Here is a 13,578-nt window from a genome sequence, read left to right as displayed (position 1 = left end):
GGGTGCGTGCCTGGGAGTACGACGGCCATGGGGTGGCGCTGGTCGAGAGACCGGCGCTCGTCCCTGGTCCCGGCCAGGTCGTGCTCGACGTGACCGCGGCCGGGCTCTGCCACTCCGACCTCACCCTCACGGGCCGTCCGGCCGACAGCCACCCCTTCCCCCTGCCGCTGGTGCTGGGGCACGAGGTGGCCGGGACGGTGCGCGAGGTCGGCGGCGGCGTGACCGGTGTCGCCGTCGGTGACCCGGTGGTGGTGCACGGCCCGTGGGGCTGCGGCGAGTGCCGCCGGTGCCGGGCGGGGGAGGAGAACCTGTGCCCACGCGCCGCCCGTGAGCGGATCTTCCCGGTGGGGCTGGGCGCCGACGGGGGCCTTGCCGAGCAGGTGCTGGTGCCGAGCAGTCGACATCTGGTGCGGGCCGACGGCATCGCGCCGGAGCAGGCGGCCCCGCTGACCGACGCGGGGCTGACGGCCTTCACCGCGGTGCGGCTGAGCCGGGACGCCATGGTCGAGGGCGCCACAGTGGTGGTGCTCGGGATCGGCGGCCTGGGCCACCTGGCGCTTCAGCTGGTCAAGCACCTGACCCCGGCCCGTGTCGTCGCGTTCGACGTCTCGGCGGCGGCGCGCGAGCTCGCAGCCGGCCTGGGAGCCGACGTGGTCCTCGACCCGACCGTCGCCCCGGTCGCCGCGGAGGTTCGTGCCCTCACCGGTGAGGACGGGGCGGACGTCGTCCTGGACTTCGTCGCCTCCGAGCGGACGCTGGCCGACGCCGTCGCCTGTCTCGCCCCGGGCGGGGAGCTGTCGGTGGTGGGCGTGGGCGCCGCCACCGTGCCGGTCGCGGTCAAGACGATGCCGCTGGGCTCCACCGTGCGCACCCCGTACTGGGGGTCGCGCGGCGACCTGGACGAGGTGCTGGAGCTGTCGCGTCGCGGGGTTCTCTCGGTGCACACGAACACCTTCTCCCTGGATGAGGCGCACCGCGCCTACGAGCTGATGCGCACCGGCGGCCTGGTCGGCCGCGCGGTCGTCCTGCCCGCGAGGGAGTCGTGGTGACTCGGAAGGCGTTCGCAGCCGACGCCCTGGCGGGCAGGGTCGTCCTGGTCACAGGAGGTGCCGGCGCCATCGGGTCGGCCTGCGCCGACGCCGCTGAGCACGCGGGCGCGATCGTCGTCACCGCGGACCTGCCGACCGGCTCCCCGCGCCGGGGCAGACCCGTCCTGCCGCTCGACGTCACTTCGACGGAGTCCGTGGACCGACTTGTCGCCCAGGTGCTCGACGAGCACGGCAGCCTCGACGCTGCGGTCAACGTGGCCGGGGTCGGCGGCCCCAGCGCCCGACTCCACGAGTACTCCGACGAGGACTGGTCGCGAGTGCTGGGGGTCAACCTCGACGGGCTGTTCCGCTGCCTGCGCGCGGAGGTCCGCGCGATGCTCGCCTGTGCCGACGGGTCCGGGGTGACGGGTGGGTCGATCGTCAACATCTCCTCGGTGACCGGTCATGTGGGGCACCCCGGCGCCGCGGCGTACTCCACCAGCAAGCACGCGGTGGAGGGCCTGACGAGGTCGGCGGCGCTGGAGTACGCGGGCGACGGGATCCGGGTCAACTCCGTGGTGCCGGGCTTCATCGGCACCGAGCTGCTGCGCAGCCGTCGCAGCGAGGCGGAGGTGGCTGCCCTGGCGTCGCTGCACGCGGTCGACCGGCTGGGCACCGCCGAGGAGGTGGCCGCGTCGGTGGTGTTCCTGCTCACGGATGCCGCCTCCTTCGTCACCGGTTCGAGCCACGTGGTCGACGGGGGATTCCTCTCCGGCCGAACAGCACCCAGGCGTTGACAGAAATCTCTTATAACGATTAGGGTAAAAATCTGGAGCCCTTCGACGACGGGCCCGTTCCCTTGCAGGAGGCAGCACGTGAAGAACCGACCCAACCGCCTGGTCCGCGGGGCCCTGGCGGCCGCGGCATTCTCCCTGGCCGTGACTGCGTGCGCCGAGGACTCGGGCTCCGGCACGACCAGCGCCGGCGGCGAGAGCATCGAGTACGGGGCCGAGAAGAGCGAGTACGTGGACGCGCTGGCCGACATGGACCCGGTCGAGCTCGTCATCCAGTCCACGGGTCCCAAGGACTCCGCCACCGGCCGCCGGTTCGAGGACTATGCCGAGGCCGTCGACGAGTGGTCCGGGGGCAAGATCACTTTCGAGTTCATCTACTCCAACGCTGCCGCGGGCCCGACCGAGACCCACGAGGCGATCGCCGACGGGCGGATCGACATCGGCTCGGTCATGCCGTCGCTGATCCCCGACGAGTTCCCCGTCTCCAACAACCTGTGGAACCTCAGCCACCTGGGTCGCCAGACGCCGGTCGACTCCATGCTCCAGTGGCACGGCATCATCTTCGAGCTCGCCACGCTGACCGACGAGATCGACACGGAGTACGAGGACCACGGCATGAAGCTGTTGCTGCCGGGCTTCGGCTCGGGTGCCTACATGCCCTACTGCGGTGAGGAGTCCACGTCGCTCGAGGACCTGAAGAACAACGGTGTGGCGAGTCAGAGCCGCCACCAGAACGCGCAGGCCGAGGCACTGGGGATGAAGCCGTCCTCGATCGCCTACACCGAGATGTTCGAGAGCCTCGAGCGCGGCGTCGTCGACTGCGCGATCACCACCGTGACCGGCGCCGCGCTGGGCGGCTACATCGAGTCGGTGCCCTACCCGGTCTTCGACCCCGAGGTCGGCTTCAACAGCCCCGGTGGCTCCATCGCGATGAGCATCGACAAGTGGAACGACCTGCCGCTCCCGGCCCAGCAGCTGATGATCGACCGGCTCGACGTGCTGATGCAGGCGAACTTCGAAGGTGCCTGGGACAACGCCGCCGCGGCGACGCAGCAGGTGCTCGACGCGGGCGGGGAGTTCCTGAGCTTCGACGAGGACGCCAAGGCGGCCCTCGTCGAGACCAACGAGGAGCTGGAGGCCGAGGTCGCGAACAGCGACGCGCTCGGTGACGGCGAGGCGTTCCTGGAGGCCGCGAAGGAAGCGGAGGCCCGTTGGGCCGAGACCGTCGCCGGCCTCGACATCAAGGGCCTGGACACCTCCTACGAGGAGTTCCCCGAGTGGCACGCCAACGGCGTCCCCGACCTCCAGCCCTACTTCGACGTCCTCTGGGAGGACGTCGTAGCGGACCGCCGCCCCTCCTGACCCCTCCTGACCCTCCTGACTCGGCGACCCACCCCTCCCTCCCTCGGGTCGTCGATCTCACCGGCGCCGGGCCTCACCAGGCTCCGGCGCCGGTTCCTTTTCCATCCGGCGCGGCTCCTGGAAGGTGACCCCATGCGACACACGAAGCTCGGCAGCAGCGGTCTCGAGGTCCCGGCGCTGACCTTGGGTGCCTGAGCTGGGGTGACCGCGAGCTGGGCCGTCACCCCCGGGCGCTCGACGAGGACCAGGCGCGCCCGATCATCCGGCAGCACCTCGAGGACGCGCTCGCCTCCCTCGACGTCGAGCTGACCGACGACGAGGTGGCTGAGCTGGAGAGCGGCCACGAGCCGCACGCGGTCGCGGGTCACCGCTGACGCGGACCGCTCGTCGACGGGACTCGTCAACGCATGACTGCGACGTACCTACCCACCGCCTCGCCCCGGTGCAGCCGGTCGAGTGCGTCGGGGATGTCGTCGAAGGTGATGGGCGTGAGCTCGGGGGCCAGGAGACCCGAGGTGAACATGTCGTAGACGGCTGCGATGTCCTGGACCGTACCGCCGCGCGACCCCATCAGCGTGACCTGCTTCATGATCAGGGTGTTGGTCGAGATGGTCGACTCCAGCACGCCCATACCGACCTGGACGACCCGGCCGAAGGTCTTCACGGTCTCGATCGCGTCGGCGGTGGTCGAGCCGAAGCCGGCGAAGTCGACGACCAGGTCGAGCTCCTGGTCGGCGAACTCGGTGATCGACCTGGCCACCCCCCTGGCGCCGAGCTCCTCGGCCAGTGGCCACAGGGACTCCTTGACCTCCGCGACGTAGACCTCGGCGCCCTTGAGTACCGCGATCCGCGCGCCGATCTGCCCCAGCCCGCCGAGGCCGATGATGCCGACCTTCTGCCCGGCCTGGACCTCGCCCCTCACGACCACGGCCCGGTACGGCGCGCGTCCGGCGTCGGTGCCCATGGCGGCCAGCTCGAACGACAGGCCCTCGGGCATCGGCACCAGGTCGGCCGGGTGGGCGATGCACCGGTAGGAGTAGCCGCCGTCGCGGCCCAGGCCAGGGCGGGTGGTGCCGGCGGGGGAGACCCCGACCCGGTGGCCGACCGTCCAGCCCGTCACGCCCTCACCGACCTCGCTGATCGTCCCGGCCAGCTCGTGGCCGAGGGTGAAGGGTGGCTCCGCGAGCCCGGGCGCCCAGACCGGGTCGTGCAGGATCCCGACGTCTGTGTGGCAGAGCCCGGCGGCGTGGATGTCGACGACGACCTCCCCGGGGCCGGCGGTCGGCTCCGCGACGTCGGTGAGCACGAGCGGTTCGCCGGTTCCGTGGAACTGCCAGGCCTTCATGAGGAGTTCTCCTTGCGTCGAGATGTTCAGGTGGGGAGGGGCAGTCGGGTACGGCGACCAGGCGACCGGTCACGTCGCCGCGGTGCAGCCGGTCGAGACCGTCGGGGATGATCCTCGACGGTGCCGCCGCGGGAGCCGACCAGGGTGACGCGCCTCCGCCCGGACCAGCGGCTGTCCCACTCCCGTGAAGTGCCAGACCTTCATCGCGTGTCTCCGTCCGTGTCGAGGTCGTCCACCGGCAACACGGGCGGCGGTGTCCAACTGCCGTCGAGTACCGCCTCGCCGCCGAGGTAGGCGCGTAGCACCAGGTAGAACCGCCCCGGCGGGACGGGCAGCACGTTCGGCGCGGGGTCTGCCCCCGCCCGGCTGGTCAGGCGCAGCTCCACCGACCCGTCGTCGCCGCACACCAGCCCGCGGGAGTGGTCGTTGACGGAGTACCGCTCCGCCGGATTCTCGACCAGCTCGCGGGTCTGGACGTCGTACGCCGAGATCGACCAGAAGGCGTCCACCGGGGGCGGGGGGTCCAGCCGCAGCACGTAGGCTCGGCTGCCGTCCAGCGCCTCGCCGGAGCCGTCCACGAAGGTCGTGTAGGGCCCGCTCTCCTCACGGACCGTGGCACCCAGCCCCTGGTAGCTGGTGGCGGCGCGGTGCAGGTAGTTGAAGCCGTAGGTGCCGGACCGCAGGGTGCGCCAGCCGGCGTCCCCGGCGGGGATCCCGCGGCGCGTCAGCACCGAGCGCACGAGGGCGAATGCGTCGTCGTACCCCTGGCGCATCGCGTCGCGCCGCGACTCGCTCCAGGCGTCGCAGTCGAACGGGCGGCGCGCGCCGAGCCCGATCGCGGTGAGGTGGTGGACCAGCGCGTCCTCCTGCACGGGGTGCGGGGAGTGTCGCAGGCAGTGGTCGAGCACGGTGAGGAACTCCTCGGCGCCCAACTCCTCGGCCGGCCCGGAGAGGATCGGCCACGCGTCGTCGTCGGCCTCGGCACCGGTGGAGGCGGCGAGGGGCCTCAGGGTCACCAGGCGCTGCAGTGCCCGGGCGGTCGGCAGGTCGTCGGCGTCGCGGACGAAAACCCGCAGCAGCAGCCACAGGTACGGCGTGGCCACCCGCAGCACCCGGGTGCCCTCGGGCACCTCGCCGTCCCAGTCGGTGGTGGCGAGCCATGCCCGCCCGCCGTCCGGACCGAGGGTGCGGGTGCTGAGGTTGACGGCGTTGCTGAACAGGTCGAGGAAGTGCGCGGTGTAGTAGCGCGCGCCCATCGCCGGGACGTCGAGCTCGACCGGGCCGCCGGTCAGGTCCAGCCAGGCGCTGGAGTACAGGGTGTCGGCGTTCGGCGTCTTGAAGCCCGGGTAGCCCGGACCCGCCGGCGCGTCCTCGTGGCGCAGGGTGTTGAAGCCGACGTACGACGGGTGCTCGGGGTCCAGCGCCAGGTGGAGCAGGTGCTCGTACTGCAGGACCACCGGCAATCCGTAGACCACCGCGTCGCGTACCAGCGACCGGGTCAGCGCGTCGAGCTCTGGACCGTCGGCGGGGAGCACGTCGTCGACAACCGGGGCCTGGAGCAGCCCGACGTCGGTGGTCGCATAGCTCGGACGCGGTGGGTCCGGGTATTGGCCGAAGGCGGACGGCCAGGTGGAGACGCTCATGCGAGCCTCTCGATCGGTGCGGGCAGCCAGGAGCCGTCCAGCACCTCCGGCTTCGGGGCGAACAGCCGGAGCATCAGGTAGAAGGGCCCGTCGGGCGCTGGCAGCCAGCTTCCCTCCTGCGGCTGGTGGCCGAGCACGAGGGTGGCCGACCCGTCGTCCGCGACGACCCCGGGCGTCCGGTCGCCGAGCGAGTAGGCCTCGCGCTCGTTGGCCACGAGGAACCCCTCCGCGTCGTACATCGTCACCGACCAGAACGCGTCGACGGGCGGCAGCTGCCCCGCGGGGAAGTGGATCCGGTAGGCGTGCCGCCCGTCCAGCGGCGCGCCGTCGGCGTCGATCTTGCCGAGCGGGTAGAGGCCCTCCTCCGGCACGGTGACGAAGATCTGGTCGCGGGCGACCCCGGCGCGCAGGAGCGGGTCGTCGCCGAACCGGGGTCCGGCGTAGTTCACGGTCCAGCCGCCCGTCTGGGTGCCGAGCTTCCGGGCGCGCGCGGCGACCTGCTCCTGGCCGTCGACCAGACCGGCTGCGACCGCCTCACGATGAGCCTCGGAGAGCGCAGACTCGTCCAGGGCGTCGCCCCGCAGGCCCAGGGGTGCGAGGGCCGCCCAGTGCGCCTGCTCGGTGGCGGTCAGGTGCTCCTCGGTGACGACCGCGAAGAGCTTGTGGAGGAACGCCAGCCGTGGGTCGGAGCCGGCCGCCGGGTCCAGCCGACGCTGAGCCGGCACCGGGTTGGGACCGTCCTCGCCGGCGAGGTACTTCGACAGCGGCCGCAACCGGACGCCGTCCTGGATCTCGTGCACCCGCCTGTGGTCGTCGTCGCTGGTCGGGTCGACCAGGATGCGGCCGGGCAGGTTCACGTAGCGCGTGGTGGTGCGGACCGCGAGCATGCCCGCCGGCACCTCCCCGTCGTACCGCGAGGAGCACAGGAAGACCGGCGGCATCGTCTCGCCGTGGGTGCGGGAGCCGAAGGCGACCTCGCTGGAGCTGTCGGCGTGCCCGACCTGGAAGGAGTAGTAGCGCTTCTCGACCCGTGGCACCTCGAGCACGAACGGCTCCTCGGCGAGGTCGAGCCACGCAGAGGTGTAGAGGGTGTCGCTGTTGACCCCCACGCCGACCCGGTAGCGGGGGTCGGAGGTGCGTCGCTGTCGGCCGAGGTTGTTGAGCGCCGCGCCCGGCGAGGTCTCGATCCGCGGGGCGAACGGGTCGTCGGGGAGGGTGCGGCGCACCCGCAGGTGCGCCGCCTCCACCCACGGCATGCCCCAGACCCAGGCCCGGGCGGCGAGCTCGCGCATCCCGGTCCCGGTCGTGCCGGCGGCCACCGTCAGCGCCCGGTCCAGACGGGGTCGCGCTTCTCGACGAAGGCCTGTGCGCCCTCCTTGGCGTCCTGGGAGAGGCGGATCGGGTTGACGAACTCCTCCTGGCGGTCGAACCGCTCCGCCAGGGTCCAGTCGGCCGACTGCACCATGACCTGCTTGGAGGCGGCCAGCGCCAGGGGCGCGTTGGCGGAGATCTCCTCGGCCAGCTCCAGCGCGACAGCCAGCGCCTGGCCGGGCTCGGCGAGCCGGTTGACCAGGTGCACGTCGGCGGCCTCGGTGGCCGGCCACATGCGACCGGTCAGGACCAGATCCATCGCGAGGTGGTACGGGATCCGCTGGGGCAGCTTCATCAGCCCGCCCGCGGCGGCGGTGAGGCCGCGCTTGACCTCGGGGAGCCCGAACCTGGCGGCTGTCGAGGCGACGACGAGGTCGCAGGAGAGCACGATCTCGAAGCCGCCGGCGAGGGCATAGCCCTCGACCGCGGCGATCAGCGGCTTGGTCGAGGGACGCTTCACGATCCCGGCGAAGCCCCGCCCCTCGACGACCGGCCTCTCGCCGCGGGCGAAGCCCTTCAGGTCCATCCCGGCGCAGAAGGTCTCGCTGGCACCGGTGATGATGCCCAGGCTGAGGTCGTCGCGGCTGTCGAGCATGTCCAGGGCGTCGGCGATCTGGTGCGCCATGGACATCGACATGGCGTTGCGTGCTTCGGGCCGGTCCATGGTGAGCACCAGGGTGCGCCCGTGCTCGGTGACCTTGAGGTCCTGTTCCGTCATCTCTGCTCCTTGGTCAGGGCGTGTGGTTCGACGATCTGGTCAGCGCGGCGACATGCGGATGGCGCCGTCGAGACGGATGGTCTCGCCGTTGAGGTAGGGGTTCTCCACGACCTGCATCGCCATCATGGCGAACTCGTCGGGCTGGCCGAGGCGTGCCGGGTTGGGCACCTGGGCGCCGAGGCCGTCGCGGATCTCCTGGGAGAACCGGGCCAGGATCGGGGTGTCGAAGACACCGGGCGCGATGGTGTTGACCCGGATGTTCTTGGTCGCCAGGTCGCGGGCGGCGACGAGGGTCATGCCGACGACGCCGGCCTTGGCGGAGGCGTAGGGGATCTGGCCGATCTGGCCCTCCCAGGCCGCGACCGAGGCGGTGAGCACGCAGACCCCGCGCTCGCCGTCGACGACCTCGTTGGCCGCCATCCGGGTGGCGGCCAGGCGCAGCACGTTGAAGGTGCCGACCAGGTTGATGTTGATCAGCTGCTGGTAGAGCGCGAGGTCGCCGGGGGTGCCGTCCCGGTTGACCAGGCGGACGGTGCCACCCTTGCCGGCGCAGTGGACCAGCGCGCGCAGCGGACCCTGCGCCTCGGCGGCGTCGAGCGCCGCGTCGACGGCGACCGGGTCGGTGACGTCGCCGTGGGCGAAGGTGCCGCCGATCTCGGCGGCGAACTCCTGCCCGAGCTCCTCGTTGAGGTCGAGGACGAGGACGTGGGCGCCGGCCTTCGCGAGCCGGCGGGAGGTGGCGGCGCCGAGGCCGGAGGCGCCCCCGGTGACCAGGGCCGAGGCGTTCGTGAGGTTCACGGGAATCTCCTAGGGAAGGTGGGTGCGGCTCAGAGCCGCTCGATGATGGTGGCGTTGGCCATGCCGCCGGCCTCGCACATCAGCTGGAGCCCGAACTGCTGGTCGTTGTCCTCCAGCGCGTGCAGCATCGTGGTCATCAGCCTGCCGCCGGAGGCGCCGAGCGGATGGCCGAGGGCGATCGCACCACCGCGCGGGTTGAGCCGGGCCGGGTCGATGCCGAACTCGGCAAGCCAGGAGAGCGGCACGGGGGCGAAAGCCTCGTTGACCTCGACGTGGTCGATGTCGGAGAGCGACAGGCCCGAGCGCTCCAGCACTTGGTGGGTGGCCGGGATGGGGCCGGTCAGCATGAGCAACGGGTCGTCGCCGACGACGACCATGGAGTGCACGCGGGCCCGGGGGGTCAGGCCGAGTTCCTCGGCCTTCGCCCGGCTCATGACGAGCAGGGCGCTGGCGCCGTCGGTGATCTGCGAGGAGTTGCCGGCCGTCACCGACCAGTCGACGTCGGGGAAGCGCTCGGAGAACTCCGGGGACTCGAAGACCGCCTTCAGCCCGCCGAGCTTCTCCACGGTGCTGCCGGCGCGGATGGACTCGTCGCGGTCGAAGACACCGTGCGGGGTGGAGATCGGCACGATCTCCCGGTCGAAGGCGCCGGACTCCTGGGCGGCCGCGGCCAGGTGGTGGGAACGCACCGAGTACTCGTCGAGGGAGGCCCGGTCGAGCTTCCACCGGGCGGCGACCAGCTCGGCGGCCACGCCCTGGGAGACCAGGCCGGGGGAGTAGCGCTCGGCGACCATGGCGCCGTACGGGTCGGCGTCCATCCGTGCGGACCCCATGACCACCCGGCTCATCGACTCCACGCCGCCGGCGACGACGATGTCGTACTCGCCGGAGCGGATGCCCTGCGCGGCGAAGTGCACCGACTGCTGGCTGGAGCCGCACTTGCGGTCGATCGTGGTCGCGGGCACGTGGGCGGGGAAGCCCGCGCCGAGCCAGGCCATCCGGCCCGGCGTCGCGGACTGCTCACCCACTTGGGAGACGCAGCCGACGATGACGTCGTCGACGGCCCCGGGGTCGACCGCGGGGTGACGCTCCAGCAGCCGCTGGAACGTCTGCGCGAGCAGGTCGACCGGGTGGACGTCGGCCAGCGAGCCGCCGACGCGCCCCTTGCCGGAGGCGGTCCGGACGGCGTCGACGATCACCACGTCACGCGGGTCGGTGAGGTGCTGGGGCTTGTTCCCGGCCGTGGGGCCTTGCGCATCTGCCATGGATATTGCTTATCATGATTGTCATCGAGTGTCCACGGCCGTCCATCCGCCGGGAGCGCTTCGTTAACCACGGATTCGCGGTCGGGTCGGAACGCTTGACGGGGCCGCCCTCGGAATCTATGGTAATGATTACTACTGAGAGAGGGTGCCGTTCATGGTCGACACCGACGACTTCACCGAGATCCGCCAGCTGGCCGCCAAGGTCGCTCACGACGTCTACGGCCCGCTGGCCGAGTCGATGGACCGGGACCGCACGCCGGTCTCGCTCGAGCAGCGCCAGCGGCTGGGCGAGCTCGGCTTCCTGGGGATCGCCTACCCCGAGCAGTACGGCGGCTCCGGTGCGCCGCTGGGCCAGGCGCTGGCGGTGATCGAGGAGTTCGGCAAGGTTTGCCGCCCTGCCGCCTTCCAGATCTTCGAGGCCAACACCGGCCCGGCCCAGGTGATCAACCACCTCGGCACCGAGGAGCAGAAGCAGCGCTGGCTTCCCGACATCGTGGCCGGCAACAAGACCATGGCGGTCGGCATCTCCGAGCCCGACGCCGGGTCCGCGGCCACCGACATGCGCACCACCGCCAAGCGCACCGCCGACGGCAGCCTGGTGCTGAACGGCAACAAGCGGTGGATCTCCAACGGCGGCGAGGCCGACCTTTACCTGGTGTACTGCCGGCTCAGTGACGACCCGGGCGCCAAGGGCATCGGCGCCGTGGTCGTGGAGAAGGAGGCCGCGGGCTTCAGCTTCGGGGCGTCCGAGCGGCTGATCGGGTTTCGCGGTATCCCGTCGGCCGACCTCTACTTCGACAACGTCGCGGTTCCCGAGGAGAACGTCGTCGTCCCGGCGGGCGGCTTCAACAAGCTCTTCGGCATCTTCGCGATCGAGCGTCTGGGCAACACCACCATGAGCCTCGCCATCGGCCAGGCCGCCCTCGACGCCACCGTGCAGTACGTCCAGGAGCGCGAGCAGTTCGGCAAGCCGCTGATCGACTTCCAGTCGGTCCAGGTGACCCTGGCGGACATGCTGCTCCAGGTGGAGGCGGCACGGCTGCTGCGCGACCGCGCCGCGGCGACCGCCGCCCACGGGCTGCCCGACTCGCTCGAGGTCTCGCTGGCCAAGTGCACCGCCAACGAGATGGCCAAGCGGGTCACCGACCTGGCCATGCAGCTGCACGGCGGAAACGGCCTGACCGAGGAGTACGGCTTGGAGCGGATGCACCGCGACGCGCACGGCTGGGCCGTCGCCGGTGGCACGCCCACCATGCAGCGGATCCGGATCGCCACCGAGCTCACCGGCCGCCGGTTCGACCAGCGCCGCTGACCGGCCGCCCGCACACCCGAAGACACCGGAAGAGGTTCACCGTGGAAGATGGTCAGATGTTCGACCTCAGCGCCCGCCACCGCCAGATCCAGCAGGTCGCCCGCGACGTCGCGGCCAAGGTCGAGCCGTTCGCCGCCGAGGCGGACGAGGCCACCGAGGTGCACCAGGGATGCCTCGACGCGCTGCGCGACAGTGGGTTGGCTCGCTACGTCGTCCAGGCGGCGTACGGCGGCCACGACGAGGTCCTGGACCCCTTGACGATCGCCGTGGTGCGTGAGCAGCTCATGTACTCCTCCGCGCACCTGGACTCCATGTTCGGGATGCAGGGGGTCGGCAGCTACTCGCTTTCCGTGGGTGGCTCCGAGGACCTGAAGCAGCGGTGGCTGCCGAAGGTCGCGACGCTGGAGGCGATCGCCGGACTGGCGCTGACGGAACCCGACGTGGGCTCCGATCTGAGGGCCGTCACCACCACGATGGTCGCCGACGGGGACGAGCTCGTCGTCAACGGACGCAAGTCCTTCATCACCAACGGCGGCGCCGCGGACTTCTACTGCACCATGGTGCGCGAGGGCGAGGGCTGGTCGATGGTGCTGGTCCCGGCGGACACGCCCGGCCTGAGCGTCGAGAAGGGCGCCGACCTGATGGCGCCGCACATCCTCGGCGAGCTCACCTTCGAGGACGTCCGGGTGCCCGCCGACCACCGGCTCGGCGTGCCGGGCAAGGCGTTCTCGCTGATGCTGCAGACCTTGGCGGTCTTCCGCGTGACCGTCGCCGCCTCCGGCGTCGGCCTGGCCCAGGCGGCCCTCGACGAGGCGAAGCAGCACGCCATGACCCGGGAGCAGTTCGGCGCCCCGCTGATCGAGCTCGGCGCGGTGTCGCAGAAGTTGGCCCAGTCCTGGACGGACGTCGAGGCGGCCCGGGCGTTCGTCTACCGGGCGGCCGCGCTGGCCAAGGGCGACCCGCTCGGGCACCTGGACTACTCCTCGATGGCCAAGGTGCACGCCACCGAGGCCGCCGCGGCGGTCGTCGACCGGTCCCTGCAGACGATGGGCCGGTTCGGTCTCGTCCGCGGCTCGAAGATCGAGCGGCTCTACCGCAACGCGCGTCCGCTGCGGGTCTACGAGGGGGCCACCGAGGTGCTGCTCGACTCCCTGGCCCGACGTCTGGCTAAGGCTGCCCGCTGATGGACCTGCAGCTGAAGGACACCGTCGTCCTGGTGACGGGCGCCAGTCGCGGCCTCGGCGCCGCGATGGCGATCGCGCTGGCCAAGGAGGGTGCCACCGTGGTGGCGGCCGCCCGTTCGGTCGACTCCCTCGAGGAGGTCGCCACCCGGGGCGAGGGCCGGATCAGTGCGGTCAAGGTCGACATGCGGGACGAGGAGTCGGTCAAGGCGCTCGTTCCGGAGGTCGTCGCGCGGCACGGCCGGATCGACGGCTTGGTCAACAACGCCGGGATCGCCCCCGCCGGAAAGTTCGCCACCCAGGACCCGGAGATCTGGAAGGACGCGATGGCGGTCAACGTCATTGCCCCGATGCTGCTCGCCCAGGCCGCCGGCCAGCACATGATCGAGCAGGGCGCGGGGCGGATCGTCAACATCGCCTCCACCACGGGCGTGCGCGGCAAGCCGTTCCTGGTGCCCTACTCGACCTCCAAGGGCGCGGTCGTCCGCTTCACCGAGGCACTGGCCGCCGAGTGGGCGCCCAAGAACGTCCAGGTGAACTGCATCGCCCCCGGCGCCTTCGTGACCGAGGCGCAGAAGGCGGTCACCGAGTCCCCCGAGCTGCACGCGAAGCGGATCGCGAAGATCCCGGCCGGCCGGATGGCCGACCCCTCCGAGATCGTCCCGCTGACCTGCCTGCTCGTCTCCCCGTTGTCCTCGTTCACCACCGGCGCGATCTTCGTCGTCGACGGTGGCGAGTCCGGCAAGCTCTGACCTCCGAGA

12 protein-coding genes are annotated in these 13,578 nt (G+C 71.5%); 6 read left to right on the top strand and 6 right to left on the bottom strand.

Annotated features, from left to right (window positions below):
• The first annotated feature begins 2 nt into the window (after positions 1–2).
• From MUB56_RS20725 to dctP, 3 genes are all read left to right on the top strand, one after another.
• Complete coding sequence (locus tag MUB56_RS20725; RefSeq protein WP_244928908.1) at positions 3–1,049, top strand: alcohol dehydrogenase catalytic domain-containing protein; 1,047 nt, start codon at positions 3–5, stop codon at positions 1,047–1,049.
• On the top strand, positions 1,046–1,825 hold the full coding sequence (locus MUB56_RS20720; RefSeq protein ID WP_244928907.1) for an SDR family oxidoreductase: 780 nt from the start codon (positions 1,046–1,048) through the stop codon (positions 1,823–1,825). Before MUB56_RS20725 ends, MUB56_RS20720 begins: the two co-directional genes overlap by 4 nt.
• A 78-nt stretch (positions 1,826–1,903) precedes the next feature.
• Complete coding sequence (gene dctP, locus MUB56_RS20715) at positions 1,904–3,184, top strand: TRAP transporter substrate-binding protein DctP (protein WP_244928906.1); 1,281 nt, start codon at positions 1,904–1,906, stop codon at positions 3,182–3,184.
• A 400-nt stretch (positions 3,185–3,584) separates the two neighbouring features.
• Here dctP and MUB56_RS20710 read toward each other — a convergent pair whose 3' ends face one another.
• The 6 genes from MUB56_RS20710 to MUB56_RS20685 all read right to left on the bottom strand — a co-directional run bounded on the left by MUB56_RS20710 (position 3,585) and on the right by MUB56_RS20685 (position 10,324).
• Complete coding sequence (locus MUB56_RS20710) at positions 3,585–4,529, bottom strand: zinc-binding dehydrogenase (RefSeq protein WP_244928905.1); 945 nt, start codon at positions 4,527–4,529, stop codon at positions 3,585–3,587.
• Positions 4,530–4,729: 200 nt separating this feature from the next.
• On the bottom strand, positions 4,730–6,172 hold the full coding sequence (locus tag MUB56_RS20705; RefSeq protein WP_244928904.1) for a DUF1254 domain-containing protein: 1,443 nt from the start codon (positions 6,170–6,172) through the stop codon (positions 4,730–4,732).
• Positions 6,169–7,491, bottom strand: coding sequence for a DUF1214 domain-containing protein (locus MUB56_RS20700; protein ID WP_244928903.1), 1,323 nt, complete (start codon positions 7,489–7,491; stop codon positions 6,169–6,171). The genes MUB56_RS20705 and MUB56_RS20700 overlap by 4 nt, the downstream gene beginning before the upstream one ends.
• 2 nt (positions 7,492–7,493) lie before the next feature.
• The gene (locus MUB56_RS20695; protein WP_244928902.1) at positions 7,494–8,261 is read right to left on the bottom strand and encodes a crotonase/enoyl-CoA hydratase family protein; all 768 of its coding nucleotides are present in this window, start codon (positions 8,259–8,261) and stop codon (positions 7,494–7,496) included.
• Between the two features lie 39 nt (positions 8,262–8,300).
• On the bottom strand, positions 8,301–9,059 hold the full coding sequence (locus tag MUB56_RS20690; protein ID WP_244928901.1) for an SDR family NAD(P)-dependent oxidoreductase: 759 nt from the start codon (positions 9,057–9,059) through the stop codon (positions 8,301–8,303).
• A 29-nt stretch (positions 9,060–9,088) separates the two neighbouring features.
• The gene (locus MUB56_RS20685; RefSeq protein WP_244928900.1) at positions 9,089–10,324 is read right to left on the bottom strand and encodes a thiolase family protein; all 1,236 of its coding nucleotides are present in this window, start codon (positions 10,322–10,324) and stop codon (positions 9,089–9,091) included.
• A 154-nt stretch (positions 10,325–10,478) separates the two neighbouring features.
• Here MUB56_RS20685 and MUB56_RS20680 point away from each other — a divergent pair, with 154 nt between their 5' ends.
• Genes MUB56_RS20680 through MUB56_RS20670 form a run of 3 tightly spaced genes read left to right on the top strand, consistent with a single transcriptional unit; the run spans position 10,479 to position 13,569 of the window.
• Complete coding sequence (locus MUB56_RS20680) at positions 10,479–11,636, top strand: acyl-CoA dehydrogenase family protein (protein WP_244928899.1); 1,158 nt, start codon at positions 10,479–10,481, stop codon at positions 11,634–11,636.
• A 56-nt stretch (positions 11,637–11,692) separates the two neighbouring features.
• Positions 11,693–12,820, top strand: coding sequence for an acyl-CoA dehydrogenase family protein (locus MUB56_RS20675; RefSeq protein ID WP_244928898.1), 1,128 nt, complete (start codon positions 11,693–11,695; stop codon positions 12,818–12,820).
• On the top strand, positions 12,820–13,569 hold the full coding sequence (locus tag MUB56_RS20670; protein ID WP_244928897.1) for an SDR family oxidoreductase: 750 nt from the start codon (positions 12,820–12,822) through the stop codon (positions 13,567–13,569). Before MUB56_RS20675 ends, MUB56_RS20670 begins: the two co-directional genes overlap by 1 nt.
• Positions 13,570–13,578 lie beyond the last annotated feature (9 nt).

The organism is Nocardioides sp. W7, assembly GCF_022919075.1.
Classification (GTDB): domain Bacteria; phylum Actinomycetota; class Actinomycetes; order Propionibacteriales; family Nocardioidaceae; genus Nocardioides.
Note: the sequence above shows the minus strand (reverse complement) of the source record. Positions and strands in the feature narration are given on the sequence as shown.

Bases quoted from the DNA above. Each gene is read 5' to 3' on its own strand.
- MUB56_RS20710 (WP_244928905.1), bottom strand. From the start codon at position 4,529: ATGAAGGCCTGGCAGTTCCACGGAACCGGCGAACCGCTCGTGCTCACC.
- MUB56_RS20705 (WP_244928904.1), bottom strand. From the start codon at position 6,172: ATGAGCGTCTCCACCTGGCCGTCCGCCTTCGGCCAATACCCGGACCCA.
- MUB56_RS20695 (WP_244928902.1), bottom strand. From the start codon at position 8,261: ATGACGGAACAGGACCTCAAGGTCACCGAGCACGGGCGCACCCTGGTG.
- MUB56_RS20685 (WP_244928900.1), bottom strand. From the start codon at position 10,324: ATGGCAGATGCGCAAGGCCCCACGGCCGGGAACAAGCCCCAGCACCTC.
- MUB56_RS20680 (WP_244928899.1), top strand. From the start codon at position 10,479: ATGGTCGACACCGACGACTTCACCGAGATCCGCCAGCTGGCCGCCAAG.
- MUB56_RS20675 (WP_244928898.1), top strand. From the start codon at position 11,693: ATGTTCGACCTCAGCGCCCGCCACCGCCAGATCCAGCAGGTCGCCCGC.
- MUB56_RS20670 (WP_244928897.1), top strand. From the start codon at position 12,820: ATGGACCTGCAGCTGAAGGACACCGTCGTCCTGGTGACGGGCGCCAGT.